Raw genomic sequence first — 17,960 nt, forward strand, 5'->3', positions numbered from 1 at the left:
ATGAGTGAATGATTGAATGAGTGAATGCGGGCTATACCGTCAACACGGAACTATACTTGACAATACCTGACAATGAACGTCAAAAATATGGATCGTAGAACATTTATAGAACAATCGACCTTGGCGGGGGCTGCTTTTTCTGCGCTGCCTCTATTGACGGCTTTGCGACGAGCCGCACCTTATAAAACCGCCCTGATCGGCGCCGGCTGGTGGGGTACCAACATCCTCCGCTGTGCTATTCAGGCGGGAGAATCCAAACTCGTCGCGCTTTGTGATGTAGACCAGAACCAGCTGAAAACCTGCGCAGAAGTTTTTTCGAAATTAACTCCTGACAAACCGAAACTATACGGAGACTACCGCGAAATGCTCCTGAAAGAAAAGCCGGAGATCGTGATCGTCGCCACGCCGGATCACTGGCACGCGCTCTGTTGTATTGCCGCGATCGAATCGGGCGCGCATGTTTATGTCGAAAAACCTATTTCGCATACCATTAAAGAAGGTCGCGCGATGGTGAATGCGACACGGAAGCACGGAAAGATCGTACAAGTGGGTACGCACCGGCGCGTTTCGCCTCACAATGTTTCGGGAATGGAATTTCTGAAATCCGGTAAAGCTGGCAAGATCGGAATGGCGCGTGCATTTGTGCATTATGGTGGCGGACCAGGCCAGAAAACGCCAGATCAGGAACCGCCGAAAGGTTTGGATTGGGATTTCTACTGCGGGCCAGCGCCGCTGGTACCTTATAACAAGACGATCACGCCCAGAGGTTTTCGCAATTACCTGAATTTTGCAAACGGTACCCTGGGCGACTGGGGTATTCACTGGCTTGATCAGGTATTATGGTGGTCGGAGCAAAAGTATCCTAAGAAAATATACTCCACAGGCGGCCGCGCGATCCGCCAGGACAGTACCGACGCGCCTGACCACCAAGTAGCAGTTTACGATTTCGACGGATTTACGTTAGAATGGGAACACCGGAATTTTGCGGCTAACAATGCGGAGAAAACGCACCCCCAGCAGGCAGTAGGCGTTTACTTTTATGGAACGGAAGGTACATTCCACATGGGCTGGCTCGACGGCTGGACATTTTACCCAACCAATCCAAACAAACCAATTATACATGAAGACGCAAAGTTAAATAAGCCCGACGATCAGAATATTCAGGAGTTGTGGGCGAATTTTTTGGATTCCATTAAAACCAACAAACCGCCGGTATGTGAAATTGAAATAGGCCAGCGCTCGACAAACGTTGCATTGCTAGGAATGCTTTCTTATAAGCTAGGAAGAAGTATTGTCTGGGACGGAGAAAAAGAGGTAATCCAGGGAGACGCGGAGGCAAATAAGTTGCTCAGCAGGGATTATCGCGGGGAGTGGAAGTATCCGGGTTGAGAGCTGGACGTTGATATTTGTCATTGTTCGTGGTCATTAGTTGTCAGTTTTAGTGGTCATTTGTTGTCATTGATTGTCATTTTTCGTCATTTGTGGTTACTGAATAATAAAGCAACAAATGACTACGAATGACAATTAATGACCAACGCCTACCAGTGACAATTAATGACAACTAGTGACAATCAACACCAAGTTGCATTTCTGCAAAATGTCAGTCAATCTTCACCACCTCAGCGGGGATATTGTACTGTTCGATGATCTCGCGGGTGAAGCGGACGTGGCCTCTTGGGGCCATGAGATATAGCTTCGCTCCTTTCATACCTGCAAGCTCGCTCAACAGTTTCCACTTGGAGATACTTCCCCGCAGCTGATCTGTTTTCATCGAAACTTCCAAATAATGGCGGTTGAACATGTTCACTCCTGTAACGTCAGGCGTAAACTTTGCGTTGTCGGCTGCTCTTTCGTACGATTTCGGGGTTTCGTATCCTTCCATGTTTGCCTGGATTTCCTTAAACCCGTGAGCCTTGGCCCACTTTACCACTTGTGGTATGAATAACTCCTTTTCCATAATGCTGTGCATGAATAAATGTCTTTCCGAGCTGTAACAAGGAAAGGTTTGTAAAAAATCGGGCTAAATTGTGATGAGGAAGATTTTATAAATGCCGTAAGATAGCTGGCAAAATATAGAACTAGGTGCTAATATACGGATTTTTGGCCCTCTGATCCAAATTTCACTGCAAATAAAGTCAGTCGTCCAACTCGTCCAGAAAATTATTATAGGCTCTCTGCAGCTCAGACAGGGCTTTTATATTCCCCTGCTTACGCGCCAGTTCCACACCCTTTTGATAAATTTCCTCAGCTTTTTCGGACTGTTCCATTTCAGCAAAAAATGCGCCTGCGTGGTAATAGGTCGGAAGGTACTCAGGATGCTCCGATAACAAAATATCGAAAAATCGGGAAGCCTGCGTGCTATCCGATTTCGAGTACTCGATCGCAAGTGCATATATATTGAAGGGATCGTTCGGATCTTCTTCGTAAAACGTCAGTAAATTGGCTAGTAAGGTGTCGCTCATTGTAAAGTATTATGCTTGCATACTATTTTGATTTCTTTTAATTTGCCCGCCGAAGCTTTTGTCACAAACTTAATACAGGTAACCAAATACTCATGAAAATTCTCGTTTGTATTACGAATGTACCGGATACTACTTCTAAAATAACATTCACAGATAACGATACAAGGCTGAACAAAAACGGTGTGCAGTTTATCATCGGGCCTTACGACGATTACGCACTGGCGCGCGGCGTTGAGCTGAAAGAGCAAACCGGTGGCACGCTCACCGTACTGCACGTCGGGGAAGCCGACGCTGAGCCGCAGATTCGTAAAGCATTGGCCATCGGAGCAGATGACGCAATTAGGGTTAATGCAGAGCCGCTGGATTCTTACTTTACGGCAGTTCAGATCGCGAATATCGCCAGGCAGGAAAACTACGACCTGATATTAATGGGCCGGGAATCGATCGATTATAACAGCGGCGTGGTTCACGGATTGGTGGCCGAAATGCTGGGAATCAGCTCGTATTCGCCTGTTATGAAACTGGACACTTCAGGAAACACTGTAACGATCGCGCGGGAAATCGACGGTGGAAAAGAGATACTTACAGCGAATTTGCCACTTGTTCTGGGTTGTCAGGAGCCGATCGCTGAATGGAAGATCCCGAATATGCGGGGTATTATGACAGCAAGAACCAAACCGCTAAAAGTAGTAGAACCGGTCTCGGTGGAAGAAATGACGGAGCCTCAGCACTATTCACTGCCGGCCCCGAAAGGCGCCTGCAAGATGATCCCTGCCAGCGAAGCGGGAACGCTGATCCGGCTTTTGCAAACGGAGGCGAAAGTGCTTTAACCTTCCTTTCAAACCATTGACCATTAAATTTAGAAATCATGTCAGTATTGATATATATAGAACTGGACAACGGTTCGATCAAAAAAACATCACTGGAAACAGTCGCTTATGGAGCCAAAGTCGCTGCCCAAACGGGCGGACAGGCTATTGTGCTGGCTATTGGAAAATCCCATAGTGACGAGCTGGAAAAAGCAGGCGATTTCGGAGCAGAAAAGGTGTTGCACGCGTCTGACGAAAAGCTTTCTCACGAAAATAGTATGGCGTATGCTGATATTCTCGTGCAGGCCGCCGAATCTACCCAAAGCAAGATCATCATATTGCCAAAGTCGGGCCTGGGCGATGCGATGGCGGCGCGCGCAGCGGCTAAGTTGAAAGCAGGGATTGTGTCGGGTGTAACTGCATTGCCGGAAACAGAAGGCGGATTCCAGGTTACGAGAAGTATTTTCACCGGGAAAGCATTTTCGACGGTTGAGATTAAATCAGATATCAAAATCCTGGTTGTAAAAAAGAACGCAATTGAACTGGATGAATCGTCGGTAGGTACTGTAAAAGCGACGGTTGAGACGTTTAGTCCCCAACTCCGGGACGCTGATTTTCAGGCCACTGTGGTAGAAGTCGAGAAAGCGAGCGGCGAAGTTTCACTTACCGAGGCGCAGGTGATCGTTTCAGGTGGTCGCGGCATGAAGGGACCGGAAAACTGGCAGCCGCTGGTCGATCTGGCGAATGCACTTGGCGCGGCCACGGGCTGCTCCAAGCCCGTTTCTGATCTTGACTGGCGGCCTCACCACGAGCACATTGGCCAAACGGGCATCAAAGTAGCGCCAAACCTTTATATCGCCTGCGGTATCTCCGGCGCTATTCAGCACCTGGCCGGGGTCAACGGTTCCAAATGTATTGTGGTGATCAACAAAGATCCGGAAGCTCCGTTTTTCAAAGCGGCGGACTATGGAATAGTGGGCGACGTTTTTGAAATTCTGCCGAAGCTGACGGAAGCGGCGAAGGCTATTAAGTAGCATTTCTATTGATTTTCAAACGAAATGGAATATTTGATGAAATAAAACATTTAAAATACGTTAGAAATCAGACCATTACCCGCTGATATTTCCGGCGAGGCCGTTTGTAACCCGTTCTTAACCCGTGCATGATTTTTTTATGCAGCACGGGTTATTTATTTTTGCATGAAATTTCCGCCCAGAAGTAATTCACCAACTGTTTATCATTCTTGCGCATTTAGTTTTAACGTGAAAAAAATCAAGTTAGAAATTCTGGGTCTTTCCCCGAGCCAATCACAGGCCGGCTCTTTCGCTCTCGTACTTGGAGAGGAATTGGGCAACCGTCGCCTGCCTATTATCATTGGAGTTTTCGAGGCCCAGGCGATCGCTGTGCAGATAGAAAATATAGTCCCAAACCGCCCGATGACGCACGACTTGTTCAAGTCATTTGCCGATGGGATGAATTATACGCTCAAAGAAATCGTCATTTCTGATCTGAAAGAAGGCATTTTCTACGCCAAGATCATCTGTACAGACAGCTTACGGGAAGTTGAAATCGACGCCAGGCCTTCTGACGCCATTGCGATCGGCCTCCGTTTCGACATTCCTATCTTCACTTACGAAGCGATTCTATCCGAAGCCGGCATTGTTTCAAGCTCGCTGACAGATGAGGAAGACGAGGATGAAGATGCTATAAAAGAGACCATAAAGGCAACCGGATCGAGAGACGTAATCCGCGATTTGTCGCTCGACGAGTTGCAGCGAATGCTCGACGAGGCACTTTCCAAAGAAGACTACGAAAAAGCTGCGAAAATCCGCGACGAAATGGGCCGGAGGAACTGAGCCTCCCACAGCAGAAAGTTAAAAATAGTTAAGCGTACAGTCGGATCAGGCTCTTTTGAATATTAAATCCTTACTTTTGCCACTGTCCGTTTCTGATAGATCCCATCTAAAATAAGCGAAATCCAGAGCCGATATGCCTAAAAAGAAGAAGATTGGAAGTTACCCGAATGCGATGATCGTGATGAGCCTCACGGCTGCCCTTTTCCTCATCGGATTTTGCGGACTTCTTGTTATCCAATCTAAAAAACTGGTTTCCATTATCCGTCAGAACATCGAAGTCCGCATTTTCCTTGACAAAGAGCTGACCAAAGCGGGAGAAGATTCGATTTTGAATGTAGTGAAAGTAAAACCTTTCGTGCTGAATGCGCCTGATGTAAAACCGATCGTTTACGTATCCAAAGAAGAAGCCGCGAAGGAATTTATAGAAGGTACCAAGGAAGATTTTGCTACTTTTTTGGGTGAAAATCCGCTTCGAAACAGCTTACGCGTGAAGATCCACGAGGATTATTTTGAAGAAGCGAAATTATCGCAGATCAAAAAAGACCTTGAAAAAATCGGCGGCGTGTACGAGGTTGTTTACCAGGAAGATCTGGCAGACAATATCAACCGGAACGTCACGAAAATATATGTGGTGCTGGCCAGCTTTGCACTGATCATGTTGATAATCATTGTGTTGCTCGTCAACAATACCATTAAGCTCGCCATTTATTCCCAACGTTTCCTGATCCGCAGTATGCAGCTGGTAGGCGCCACCAACGGATTTATCCAGCGGCCTTACGTAGTTCGCGGCGCTGTGCAGGGGCTGGTTGGCGGTGTTTTAGCAGGTTTGATGCTGATTGGATTGCAGCAGGTTGCAGTGAGAAATGTGGAGGGACTGGCGATGTTGCAAGAATACGACAAAATCGTTATTCTGGTAGCAGTGGTACTTTCACTCGGCGTATTGATTGGGGTGTCAAGTACTTACCAGTCACTTGCACGCTACCTTCGCATGGCGCTGGACGATTTATATTGATAATAACAAAGACAAAAAGATACCGTTATGAACAGCAAAAAAAGTGAATTGCCTTTCGCTTCTTCCAATTATGTGATGATGCTCACAGGAATTGCCGTAATACTTGCAGGCTTCCTGATCATGAGTTTTGACTCGACGGAATTTGGTTTCGGCTTCCTGGGACTGACATTGGGCCCGATCGTGACGATCATCGGCTTTGTTATAGAGTTCTGGGCGATCTTACGTAAACCATCTGATTCATGAGTATTTGGCAGGCCATTATTTTAGCTATTGTTGAAGGAATAACAGAATTTCTACCCGTTTCCTCCACCGGGCACATGATCATCGCCTCCTCTTTCATGGGGATCAGTCACCTGGAATTCACCAAAATGTTCACGGTCAATATCCAGTTCGGCGCAATTCTATCAGTGCTTGTACTCTACTGGAAACGCTTTTTCCAAACTGCTGATTTTTATTTCAAACTATTCGTAGCCTTTCTTCCGGCTGCCGTGATCGGTTTCCTGGTAAACGATTTTATCGACGCGCTCCTCGAAAACGTGGTCGTAGTTGCAGTCTCCCTACTCGTAGGTGGTATTATCCTGATATTCATTGACCGGATCGCAAATGATACGCGCGAGAAACCGGTCACTTACTGGACTGCACTAAAAATCGGTTTTTTCCAGTGTATAGCGATGATCCCGGGCGTTTCCCGCTCCGCTTCCACCATTATCGGAGGTATGTTGCAGGGGCTTTCGAGAAAGCAGGCGGCCGAGTTTTCATTCTTCCTCGCTGTTCCTACTATGGCTGCGGCGGGCGGATATAAGCTGTTGAAAACCTACGATACCATCAAAGCAGAGGATATTCAAACGCTATTGATCGGTAACCTGGTCGCGTTTGTGGTGGCAATGCTTGCGATCAAGTTCTTTATCAGCTTTTTAACAAAATATGGTTTCAAAGTTTTCGGCTACTACCGCATTATTCTGGGCCTGATATTGCTGGGCCTGCTGGCGTCTGGTTATAAGCTTGATGTAGTTTAGCCTCGCCTTTCATCTCATTAACACTCCATTTTACTTTGCAAAGTGATCCCAATATTCCGGACGAAGGAGAAGTCATTTTGATTGACAAACCTTTGACCTGGACTTCGTTTGACGTTGCCAACAAACTGAAAAGAGCCTGTAAATTCAAAAAAATAGGTCACGCAGGCACACTTGACCCACTTGCCACAGGTTTGCTGATCTTGTGCACCGGCAAAAAAACGAAGCAGATTGACACTTACCAGGCGCAGGAAAAAGAATATACCGGCACTTTTGTCCTGGGAAAAACCACCCCTTCCGTAGACCGGGAAACTGAATTTGACGCCGAATATCCAACCGACCATATTACACCGGAAGTTCTTGAAAGTGCCCGCATTCAATTGACAGGGCATATTGAGCAGGTACCTCCTATTTACTCCGCAGTTCGTGTAGATGGCGAGCGGCTTTACAAAAAAGCGCGTCGCGGTGAGGTGGCTGAGATCAAAAAGCGCAATGTTGAAGTCTCACTTTTCAAAATCGACGCAGCCCGCTTTCCTGAAATCGATTTTAGAATCATTTGTTCAAAAGGAACTTATATTCGCAGTATGGTTCGTGATTTCGGTGAACTGGCCGGAAGCGGCGCCTATCTGAGTGCATTGTGCAGAACGAGAATAGGCGCATTCGAACTTAAAAATGCATGGAGCCTCACCGATTTCATTCATCAGAAACGGGTCGCACTGAACTTAGAAGTGGACGAATGAAAATTTATCACAGCCTGGATTCCTTTTCCAAACTGGAATATGGCGTAGTAACAAGCGGCACCTTCGATGGCGTGCACCTTGGACATCATAAAATACTTTCACGATTGCTGGAAATCAGCAGGCAATCCGGTGGCGAATCGGTGGTACTGACCTTCTGGCCACACCCCCGGACCGTAGTTTCCGAAGATAGTCAGGGACTCCAAATGCTGTCGACGATCGATGAGAAAATCGAGTTGTTTGCAAAGCTGGGCATTCACCACTTATTGATAATCCCTTTTACCCGAGCCTTTTCCGAACTGTCTTCCGACGAATTTATTCAACAAATACTCGTGGACAGGATTGGTACAAAAAAGCTGGTAATCGGTTATGACCACCGGTTTGGAAGGAACCGCGAAGGCAGTTTCGAATTTTTGCAAAAGAACTGCGCAAACTACGGTTTTGAGGTCGAAGAGATTCCCCGGGAAGATATTGAAGACACCGCGATCAGCTCCTCCCGCATTCGGAAAGCATTGGTGACCGGGCATATTGAAGAGGCAAATGGCCTGCTGGGCCGCCCTTATACTTTATCAGGAACTGTTGTAAAAGGAAAACAGTTGGGCCGCACGATCGGCTTTCCTACTGCCAATCTGTTTCTGCACGAATCTTACAAGCTGGTACCGATGAATGGCGTATATGTGATTTACGCGACGCACCAGGGCAGCCGCTACAAAGGAATGCTCAATATTGGCGTGCGCCCCACAGTAGATGGTACCATACGAACCATTGAAGCACATTTATTTGATTTTGACAAAGAGATCTACGGCGAAGACCTGACGCTGGAACTGTTGCATTACCTTCGACCCGAACAGAAATTCGACGGGCTGGATTTACTGGTGAAGCAGATTAAAATAGACAGGGAAAGTACAGCGGCCTATTTCGCCAGCTAGTCGTTATTTATATTAGATTGCATGAAAGCGCGTCGTAACGGCACGCTTTTATTGTTTTTAGTGTAAAAGAAAACCCAGATCTATGAAGCACTACGACGCAGTTGTGATCGGCTCCGGCCAGGCAGGAACTCCCCTATCTAGAAAATTGGCACAATCGGGTAAGAAAACGGCACTTATTGAAAGACGATTTGCAGGTGGTACCTGCGTAAACGACGGCTGTTCCCCGACCAAAGCGATGATATCATCCGCCAAAGCGGCCTGGGTAGCGCGCAATAGCAGCAAGCTGGGGGTTTCTGCAAGTGATATCAAGATTGACTTCAAAACCATCCGCGATCGGAAAGATGAGATTGTCAAAAGCATGCGGGGAAGTTTAGAAAAAGGTTTTGAGGGAACGGAAAATTTGGAAGTGATATATGGTGACGCACATTTTTCGGGTGAAAAAGAGATCACGATTTCCCTCAACGACGGAGGCAGCGAAGTAATCAGCGGCGAGCTTATATTCATCAATACCGGCCTGAGTCCGGCTATTCCGGATATCCCCGGGATACAAGAAATCGATTATCTGACCTCAACCAGCATTCTGGATATTGACCATATTCCCGAACATTTACTGATTTTGGGCAGCGGCTATATCGGTTTGGAATTCGGGCAAATGTTTAGTCGTTTTGGCTCGAAGGTAACTATTATAGAACCTTCCGGGCGAATTATGAAGCATGAAGATGAAGATATCGCAGCACAGATCACCAAGATTTTAGCTGAGGAGAGTATTGAAGCCCTCACAAATTCGGAGGTAACTGCCTTTTCACGAAAAGGAGAGAAAATTGAGGCAACAATTAAAAAACAAGCTCAGGAGCATTCTTTCGAGTATTCGCATGTTTTAATTGCGACAGGAAGAAAACCTAACACCGATAGATTATCCCTGGATGTAGCCGGCGTCGAATTGGATGATAAAGGTTTCATTGTGGTAAATGATTCGCTTGAAACTTCCGCCAATGGAATCTACGCATTGGGCGATGTAAAAGGCGGAATGGCCTTCACACATATTTCCTATGACGATTACCGCATAGTTGCCGCTAATGTGATTGACAAGAAGCAAAGTACAATAACAGGTCGCCAGCAACCTTACTGTATGTTTATCGACCCGCAGCTGGGACGTATCGGCATGACCGAACAGGACGCACGCGAAGAAGGGTTGGAAATCGACGTTTACAGAATCAAGAACGACAGCGTCGCGCGATCGATCGAGACGGGTGACACCCGGGGAATGATGAAAGCGGTCGTCGACAAAAAATCAGGTAAAATACTTGGTGCGGCCGTACTGGCCGAACAGGGCGGCGAAGTGGTGACGATTTTGGAACTCGCAATGATGGGCGGGATTACTTTCGACAAGCTGCGTGACGGTATATTCGCCCACCCAACTTATGCCGAGTCTTTGAATAACCTGTTCATGTCGAAGCCCCAATAAAACGCTCATGTAATGGTAAAAACGAGCATTTTTTCGCTTCTTGAATAACCAATTTTACCATTTTTAAGAGAACCGTTTTTACAAAAAATATGATCCGGGCAAGCCACATTAGCAAGCAGTATGGAGATGTTGAGGCGGTCAGGGATATTTCTTTTGAGGTAAAAGAAGGAGAAACACTGGTACTGCTTGGTACCAGCGGCTGCGGAAAAACGACGACCTTGAAAATGGTCAACCGCCTGATCGAGGCGAGTTCGGGGACTATTGAAATCGACGGTAAGAATATATTCACTGAAAATCCCGAACAACTCCGGCGGACAATCGGCTACGTTTCTCAGAACAACGGACTTTTTCCGCATTTTACAGTACGTGAAAATATAGGTATTGTGCCCAAACTGCTGAAATGGGAACAATCCGAAATTACCCGGCACACCGACAGGCTGCTCGAACAGTTGCGGTTGCCGGTCCGTGAATTCGCTTCCAAATATCCCGATGAATTAAGCGGCGGACAAAAACAGCGAGTTGCAGTGGCTAGGGCGTTGATTGCCAACCCACCGGTGCTATTAATGGACGAACCTTTTGGCGCGCTCGATCCGGTAACCCGTGCCAATCTGCGTCAGGAATTCCGCGAATTACCCGAGTTAAAGCGCAAAACGATCGTGCTCGTGACGCACGATGTGCAGGAAGCATTTGAGCTGGGCGACCATATTGCGGTAATGGATAAAGGTAAGATAGTCCAATCCGGTACTGCCCGACAGTTGCTTTTTAATCCCGCCAACAGCTTCGTCAGTTCGTTTTTCGATCACCAGCGCCTGTTTCTCGAACTCAATGCATTTACATTTCATGATATCTGGGACAGTTTGCCTGCGGGGGAAGTGACTGGCAGCGGCGCGGTTTCGGCAAATCTGAGTTTGTGGGAAGGAATGCAGCAACTTGGTGCGGGCCGAAATGAATTGTCGGTAAAGAGAGAAAACGAGATACGATCAGTGAGCCAATCAATTATATTTCAGTCATTTAATAACTATAAAAACATTAGATGACCGGGCAGCAAAGTCTCTGGGAATTCGTGGTGCAGCAGTCTGACAAGCTGTGGAGCCAGACGGTGGCGCACGTCGGGCTGACCTGCGTTTCGCTTGTAATCGCGGTCATGATCGGGCTGCCGCTGGGCATATGGATCGCCCGGAAAGACAGACTTGCCTGGGCTGTACTCGGCATTGCGGGTGTATTGCAAACGATCCCCAGCATTGCGCTGCTGGGTTTTTTAATTCCCGCTTTGGGCATTGGCTCGCTCCCTGCGATCACAGCTTTGTTCCTTTACGCACTTTTGCCTATTATCCGAAATACGTATACAGGGATTCGCCAGGTCGATCCGGCTGTTACCGAGGCAGCGCGTGCATTGGGAATGAACTACTGGCAGGTACTTTTTGGCGTAGAATTGCCGCTCGCATTGCCGGTGATCCTTGCCGGGGTTCGAACGGCGGCTGTGATCAATGTGGGTGTAGCTACCTTGGCTGCCTACATTGCAGCGGGCGGACTGGGGGAATTTATCTTCGGTGGAATTGCTCTCAACAATACCAATATGATACTCGCGGGCGCTATTCCGGCTGCATTACTGGCCATTCTGATCGATCAGCTGCTCGCATTAGTTCAAAAAATAAACACGCGCAAAGCCAGGCTGGTACTGGTGGTAATGCCGGTATTAATGCTCACACTTTCAGGATTTTATCTCATTCCAATTGCCGAGGTTAAGCTCCTCGGCGGCTTTACACCGGAGTTTATGGGGCGTGAAGACGGTTACCTGGGTTTAAAATCAAAGTATAAGCTGAATATCCCGACCGTGGTGATCAGCGATGCGGTCATGTACAAGGCTGCATTTGAGAAAAAACTCGACGTGATCAGCGGGTACAGTACCGACGGCCGGCTGAAAGCGTACGACCTCATCACGCTCGAAGACGATCAGCACATTTTCCCACCCTATTACGCTTCTCCGTTGATCCGCAAGGAAATACTGGAAAAATATCTCGAACTGCAACCGGCCATTGACCAGCTGGCAGGACAGATCACCGATTCGGTGATGACAGAATTGAACTACAAAGTTGACTATCTGAAAGCGTCGCCGGAAAAAGTGGCTACGGATTTTCTGCGTTCCAGGGGACTTTTCAAAGAGCCGCGAAATGGAAATAAGGGTCAGGTCAGGCTGGGATCGAAGATTTTTGCAGAACAATATATCCTGATCAGTATGTATAAAATATTGATCGAGGGAAATACGGAGCTTAAAACCGTGAGCCGGACAGGACTTGGCGGAACAAAAATCTGCTTTGATGCATTGGCTAATAATGAAATTGATATGTACCCAGAATATACCGGTACCGGCCTGCTGGTGATCCTGAAACCTACGCCAAGGCAAATTCAGGAAGTGAGCAGCGACCCGGAAAAAGCTTTTGCTTTTGTACAAAAAGAGTTTGAAAAAGAATACCGGATGCAATGGCTGAAACCGATCGGCTTCAATAATGCGTACGCGCTGATGATGCGGAAAGAGCAGGCACAATCATTGCATATCAATACCATTACCGATTTAAAAAATTATCTGGCTAATGACCAACCACCGCATTAGGGACGATTACCAAAGTGTCAGAAAATACAGCGAAGACCTCTGCGCCCCGCTCGAAACAGAAGATTACATTCCCCAGCCCGTCCCGTTCGTAAGTCCCCCGAAATGGCACCTGGCGCATTCAACCTGGTTTTTTGAGACATTTATATTGAAGCAATTCAAACCCGGCTACCAGGAATACGATCCCGATTTCAACTACCTTTTTAACAGCTATTACAACAATATCGGCGAGCGAACACTGCGCACCGACCGGGGAAATGTGACCCGACCGACTACCAAGGCTGTTTACGCCTACCGCCAGCATGTGGACCGTTGTATGGTTGAGTTACTCGAATCGGAGCAGGACGAACACACTTTGTTGCTGGTGACGCTAGGCTTGCACCACGAGCAGCAGCATCAGGAATTACTGGTTACGGATATTAAATACATTCTTGGCCACAATCCGCTTTTCCCCGTTTACAAAGAGAACCACAATTTGCTTTCGGGCAAAAACACGGACACTGGCTTTTTGAAAATCAGTGAGGGGGTTTATGATATCGGTTTTGCAGGCGACGGATTCTGTTTTGACAATGAACTGGGCAGACACAAGGTTTTTCTGCACGAATTCGAGATCAGCAAATCCCTGGTCACAAACGGGGAATATATTGAATTTATGAATGCCGGCGGATACTCGGATTTCAACCTTTGGCTGGATGAAGGCTGGTCGTGGGTAAATGAAAATGGTATTCAGTCCCCCATGTACTGGCACAAGGTCAAAGGTGAGTGGCATTATTATACGCTGGCCGGGCTGCAAAAAGTAGATCCTGATGCAATACTAGGTCACGTAAGCTATTACGAAGCCGCTGCATTCGCACAATGGAAACAAATGCGGCTGCCGACAGAATTCGAGTGGGAGATCGCTTCTGTCAATCTCGACTGGGGCCAGCGGTGGGAATGGACCAATAGCGCCTACCTTCCCTACCCCGGATTTTCCAAGGCACCCGGCGCTGTCGGTGAGTATAACGGGAAGTTTATGATCAACCAAATGGTATTGCGCGGCGCTTCCGTAGCCACATCACCAAACCACGCGCGCAGGACCTACCGCAACTTTTTTCACGCCCCTGAACGCTGGCAGTATACCGGAATCAGGCTGGCTAAATAATCGTCTTTACCCATTTTATGTCAGACACTTCATTTGCAACAGATATACATATTGGCCTAACTGCCCCATTAAAGCACATTTCTTCCAAATATTTTTACGACGATATTGGCAGCGGGATTTTTCAGGATATTATGAAAATGCCTGAATATTACCCTACTGCCTGCGAATTTGAGATTTTGTCTTTGCAGGGAGAAGGGATTTTTAAAATGCTGGATTTTGATAAGCCTTTCAGTGTCGTCGAATTTGGCGCGGGCGATGGTGTAAAAACCAGACAGCTGCTCAAAACACTGATCGAGAAAGGCGCTGAGTTTTCCTACGTGCCGATTGATATTTCTAAAAAAGCGATTGACGAGCTGGTTGTTAATATGCAGCTCCATTTGCCCGGACTTCATATTGAACCGAAAATCGGAAACTACTTTTCGATGATGGAGGAACTGTCTGGGTCGGGCATTCCCTGCCTGTTTTTATTTTTGGGTGGAAATATAGGAAACTACGAGCCAGCAGATGTTGACAAACTGCTGGCAGACTTCCGGAAAAATATGAAGCCGGGAGATAAGTTGCTGACAGGTTTTGATCTACAAAAAAATCCTGCAACAATACGCTGCGCTTACGACGATCCGGCTGGGATCACCAAAGCATTTAATATGAACCTATTAAGCAGGATCAACCGCGAGCTGGGCGGTACTTTTAAGGCGAATCAATTTGATTTCTACTCCCATTATAATCCGCTGAATGGGGAGGTCCGGAGTTACCTTGTCAGTCTTGTGCCACAGCAGGTTTTTATTCAGGAAACGGCTGGTACGTATGCATTTGAGAGAAATGAACTGATCTGGACTGAGCTTTCCAAAAAATATACTTTAAAGGAGATAGAAAACGTGGCTGCCAAAAATGGCTTTACTGTGGTAGAGCATTTCCTGGATTGCAAACACTATTTTACCGACAGCCTCTGGACATTTTAATCGACGAATTTCAGGCGTTTTGAAAGTATTTTCTCTTTTTTTCAATACTCCAAAAACCTGCTGACATACTGCTGTCATAAGGCTGCATTTAGTTTGTGAGGTAATCAAAACTAAAACAACCTTTGACATGGAAACGAACAGCATTCAAGCCACCGACACCGAAGTTAGCGCAACTGTTATCAGTCCCGCGGAATTATTGGAACATTGGCAGGGCCATCGTAAACTCAGCCGCAAGGTTATTGAAGCATTTCCTGAGGAACAGCTCTATGCTTTTTCGATTGGTGGTATGCGTCCTTTTGCTCAGCTGGCGATGGAAATGATCGGCCTAGCGGCGCCGGGTATACGGGGAGTTGCATTTGGAGACTGGGCTTTCGGAGAGCCGCAGCTGGATTCGCAAACGCCCCCGCCAGCAACTAAAAAGGAGCTTTTGGATCTTTGGGACCTCGTAACGGAATACATTGACCACGTTTGGCCACAAATTCCGGATGCAAGATTTCACGAGCACGACACCGCCTACGGGATGTACGAGGGCCCCATCTATTCGCTTTTTTTGTATCTGGTCGATAACGAGATTCACCACCGGGGACAGGGATATGTGTACCTGCGTGCACTGGGCATTGAGCCGCCGGCATTCTGGGACCGTTACTAATAGGGCATCTGGTATTGGCCGGGGAATCAGTTTGTGATAAGCGCAAATCTGATTTCTCCGGCCAATACCGGTATATTAAGGATCAGATATTTTTCTGGAATAATTTTAGTAGGTAACTTCGCAGACAGTAACAGTCTGACACATTTCAATTTAAATCCAGAAAAAATGAAATTCACACACATTGCTGCGGTCACTTGCATTGCGCTGGGCGCCGTAACAACACAAGGATTTGCCCAGAACAGGCCCGCTCCTACCGGCCAGGTACCGAAAGCGTACAGCGGCCAGCAAGGTAGCGCACATACAGGCTATCAACCCAAGCCGACAGGCCAGATCGCGCCGGCGGCGGCAGGACAATCTCCCGCGAATTTGCCGAGGCAGGCAGGAGCTCCTCAGGTTCAAAACTTAGGGTTCGAACCTTCCAGAGGAGACATTACCGCGGAGGGACAAGTTCCAAAGGTAAATTCCAACCAGGATCCAAGAACATTTCCGGAAAGATATCAGTCAACGACCACTACACCGGTGGAACAGACTATCACAGTACAGGGCGGACAAGTGTTACCTGCTCAAAACGGCCAGCCGGGCACTTATCCCGTGCAGACCACAGAGACCAGCGTGACCACTCAGACGAATACGACTACGGTACCCGGAGCTCAGACTAACACACAACAAGCACCAAACCGGCAGCCTGCTCAAACCGGGCAGCAGGTTCCTATGAATGGTCAGCCTCAGCAAAAATCCCCTTCGCAGCTATCAACCCAGCCGCAATCGGCAACTCCGGCTGCACCAGCAGCGGCCCCGGGCGCCCCGAAAAGAATGGATCCCTGATCTGGCAATATTTGCATTATAGTACCGGCCCGGCTGAAATCGCTTTCAGTCGGGTTTTTAATGCTTCTCCGTGAATGTTCCTATCGACAACCCGACCGTCGGGGCCGAGTAATATAGTTGTTGGATAACCGGTTATCTTATAAGTTTCAATCAGTTTGTTGACACTGTCAGAAAGGATTTGCGGCCATTCAAGGTTGTTTTTGGTCAAATATTTATCAAGCCGCTCTTCTGTATCCTTTACTATCCCGATAAACTGTACCTGGTTTTTGTTCGTTTCCTTATAGATCTCGCGAAGCGCAGGCAGCTGTTGTACGCACGGCCCGCACCAGGTTCCCCAAAAATCAATGAATACATATTTACCCCGAAAATCAGCCAGGGCAATATCCTTGCCGGTTTTAAATTCTTTCGCCTTGAAGGGCCGCATTGCGTAGCCCTTTTGCAGGGAATATTCATCCAGGTCCGCCGATTCTGCCTGCAATAGCAGGGAGCCTGTGCGGGGATCGACGCCCAGGTTCCTGAATTTACTTTTGTCAAGTAAGCCGCCTACCTCGATCAGTTCGCCCTTCTCAACGCCGTCCATAACAGCCAGCCTTTTCTTTGGGTCAAGGCCCTTTTCTACAAAAATGTTTGATTCTTCAAATCCTGCATGGGTGAAAAAATTGTTTACCACCATCTCGTGTTCCTTGCCTTTCCAGTCGAACCTGGCTTTTCCGTAGCGGGGAAATGCATACCAGAAACGCTTCCATTTCTCATCGTCTGGCGCATATTTAATAATCATTGGAATACTGTCTTTCACTACTTCTCCTCTCAATACATGCTCCCGCTGCACCATGAAGACCTTTTTATAGACCCGGACCGAGTCCCACTCATATTTGCCTTCGTTGAGATAAATTTTTTCGGGATAAAATGCGGTTTCATCGCTAAAATCGAGATTATTGTTCGTGTCGACCATCACGGCGATCTTGCCGGTTTCATCCCTCCCTCTAACCGTATATACAAAGCATTTGAGAGGCTTTTTCGATAACGCGGTTTCATCCGGAACCCAGTTCCACGATTTTTGCAGGCTTTCATACATTTCCTTATTTATCTTTCCCTCGTGGAAATTTTGGTAAACAAGCTGATAACCGTCCAGCCAGATCATACTTTTCACCACACCTTCCCATTTCTTCGGTACGCCGCGCACAGGGCGATACGTAGGTATCCAGCCCGCTCCATCCGGATTATCAGCGGTATATTCTGCGTTGAATATGGAAAAATTAGCACTAAACGGTCCGAAACCATCTTCAATTTCGATAGGAACTTCAATGACCGAGCCTACCTCTTCCGCGGTCTTTTTACAGCAAAGCAGAATTGGTAAAATCAGCAGGAGCAGGATTTTATCCATGGAGACGTTTTGTTTAATTTAAAACAGAACTATTTGAATAAATTTAAGAAAAAATCTGATTGTTTTTTTGAATGTAACCGGGTGGACGCTTTAAAACTGTCACGTCTGCCC

Annotated in this window: 19 protein-coding genes; 16 read left to right on the top strand and 3 right to left on the bottom strand. The window is 47.2% G+C overall.

The annotated features are described in order from the left end of the window. The first annotated feature begins 87 nt into the window (after positions 1-87). On the top strand, positions 88-1,389 hold the full coding sequence (locus LZG94_RS10765) for a Gfo/Idh/MocA family protein (RefSeq protein ID WP_233791893.1): 1,302 nt from the start codon (positions 88-90) through the stop codon (positions 1,387-1,389). Between the two features lie 211 nt (positions 1,390-1,600). On the opposite strand, the gene LZG94_RS10770 is transcribed toward LZG94_RS10765, so the two are convergent. Continuing rightward, positions 1,601-1,957: a hypothetical protein gene (locus LZG94_RS10770; RefSeq protein ID WP_215233395.1), complete on the bottom strand. Its 357-nt coding sequence runs from the start codon at positions 1,955-1,957 to the stop codon at positions 1,601-1,603. Between the two features lie 178 nt (positions 1,958-2,135). Further along, entirely contained in the window at positions 2,136-2,462 is a 327-nt protein-coding gene (locus LZG94_RS10775) for a tetratricopeptide repeat protein (RefSeq protein WP_233791894.1), read from the bottom strand. A gap of 92 nt (positions 2,463-2,554) precedes the next feature. Between LZG94_RS10775 and LZG94_RS10780 the strand changes: the two genes are divergently transcribed. From LZG94_RS10780 to LZG94_RS10850, 15 genes are all read left to right on the top strand, one after another. Continuing rightward, positions 2,555-3,292, top strand: a complete 738-nt coding sequence (locus tag LZG94_RS10780; protein WP_233791895.1) for an electron transfer flavoprotein subunit beta/FixA family protein — start codon at positions 2,555-2,557, stop codon at positions 3,290-3,292. 38 nt (positions 3,293-3,330) lie between these two features. Continuing rightward, the gene (locus LZG94_RS10785) at positions 3,331-4,305 is read left to right on the top strand and encodes an electron transfer flavoprotein subunit alpha/FixB family protein (RefSeq protein ID WP_233791896.1); all 975 of its coding nucleotides are present in this window, start codon (positions 3,331-3,333) and stop codon (positions 4,303-4,305) included. Between the two features lie 228 nt (positions 4,306-4,533). Next, entirely contained in the window at positions 4,534-5,127 is a 594-nt protein-coding gene (locus LZG94_RS10790) for a bifunctional nuclease family protein (protein WP_233791897.1), read from the top strand. 133 nt (positions 5,128-5,260) lie between these two features. Continuing rightward, complete coding sequence (locus LZG94_RS10795) at positions 5,261-6,139, top strand: ABC transporter permease (RefSeq protein WP_233791898.1); 879 nt, start codon at positions 5,261-5,263, stop codon at positions 6,137-6,139. Between the two features lie 27 nt (positions 6,140-6,166). Beyond that, the gene (locus LZG94_RS10800) at positions 6,167-6,382 is read left to right on the top strand and encodes a DUF3098 domain-containing protein (RefSeq protein WP_215233401.1); all 216 of its coding nucleotides are present in this window, start codon (positions 6,167-6,169) and stop codon (positions 6,380-6,382) included. Next, positions 6,379-7,155, top strand: a complete 777-nt coding sequence (locus LZG94_RS10805; protein WP_233791899.1) for an undecaprenyl-diphosphate phosphatase — start codon at positions 6,379-6,381, stop codon at positions 7,153-7,155. The genes LZG94_RS10800 and LZG94_RS10805 overlap by 4 nt, the downstream gene beginning before the upstream one ends. 35 nt (positions 7,156-7,190) lie before the next feature. After that, positions 7,191-7,892, top strand: coding sequence for a tRNA pseudouridine(55) synthase TruB (truB, locus tag LZG94_RS10810; protein ID WP_233791900.1), 702 nt, complete (start codon positions 7,191-7,193; stop codon positions 7,890-7,892). Further along, on the top strand, positions 7,889-8,818 hold the full coding sequence (locus LZG94_RS10815; protein WP_233791901.1) for a bifunctional riboflavin kinase/FAD synthetase: 930 nt from the start codon (positions 7,889-7,891) through the stop codon (positions 8,816-8,818). Before truB ends, LZG94_RS10815 begins: the two co-directional genes overlap by 4 nt. Before the next feature lie 82 nt (positions 8,819-8,900). Continuing rightward, positions 8,901-10,283: a mercuric reductase gene (locus tag LZG94_RS10820; protein ID WP_233791902.1), complete on the top strand. Its 1,383-nt coding sequence runs from the start codon at positions 8,901-8,903 to the stop codon at positions 10,281-10,283. 89 nt (positions 10,284-10,372) lie between these two features. Continuing rightward, positions 10,373-11,320: an ATP-binding cassette domain-containing protein gene (locus LZG94_RS10825; RefSeq protein ID WP_310589861.1), complete on the top strand. Its 948-nt coding sequence runs from the start codon at positions 10,373-10,375 to the stop codon at positions 11,318-11,320. Further along, positions 11,317-12,894 (top strand): ABC transporter permease/substrate-binding protein, encoded by a 1,578-nt coding sequence (locus LZG94_RS10830; RefSeq protein WP_233791903.1) that lies wholly within the window; start codon positions 11,317-11,319, stop codon positions 12,892-12,894. Before LZG94_RS10825 ends, LZG94_RS10830 begins: the two co-directional genes overlap by 4 nt. After that, positions 12,875-14,032 carry an ergothioneine biosynthesis protein EgtB gene (gene egtB, locus LZG94_RS10835; RefSeq protein ID WP_233791904.1) on the top strand — a complete coding sequence of 386 codons (1,158 nt, stop codon included), beginning with the start codon at positions 12,875-12,877 and terminating at the stop codon, positions 14,030-14,032. Before LZG94_RS10830 ends, egtB begins: the two co-directional genes overlap by 20 nt. Before the next feature lie 17 nt (positions 14,033-14,049). Then, positions 14,050-14,991 (top strand): L-histidine N(alpha)-methyltransferase, encoded by a 942-nt coding sequence (locus LZG94_RS10840; RefSeq protein ID WP_233791905.1) that lies wholly within the window; start codon positions 14,050-14,052, stop codon positions 14,989-14,991. A 127-nt stretch (positions 14,992-15,118) separates the two neighbouring features. Continuing rightward, complete coding sequence (locus LZG94_RS10845) at positions 15,119-15,640, top strand: DinB family protein (RefSeq protein WP_233791906.1); 522 nt, start codon at positions 15,119-15,121, stop codon at positions 15,638-15,640. A 165-nt stretch (positions 15,641-15,805) separates the two neighbouring features. After that, positions 15,806-16,465, top strand: coding sequence for a hypothetical protein (locus LZG94_RS10850; RefSeq protein ID WP_233791907.1), 660 nt, complete (start codon positions 15,806-15,808; stop codon positions 16,463-16,465). A 16-nt stretch (positions 16,466-16,481) separates the two neighbouring features. On the opposite strand, the gene LZG94_RS10855 is transcribed toward LZG94_RS10850, so the two are convergent. Beyond that, positions 16,482-17,849: a peroxiredoxin gene (locus LZG94_RS10855; RefSeq protein ID WP_233791908.1), complete on the bottom strand. Its 1,368-nt coding sequence runs from the start codon at positions 17,847-17,849 to the stop codon at positions 16,482-16,484. Positions 17,850-17,960 lie beyond the last annotated feature (111 nt).

This window comes from Dyadobacter sp. CY343, from assembly GCF_021390335.1.
Lineage (GTDB): Bacteria > Bacteroidota > Bacteroidia > Cytophagales > Spirosomataceae > Dyadobacter.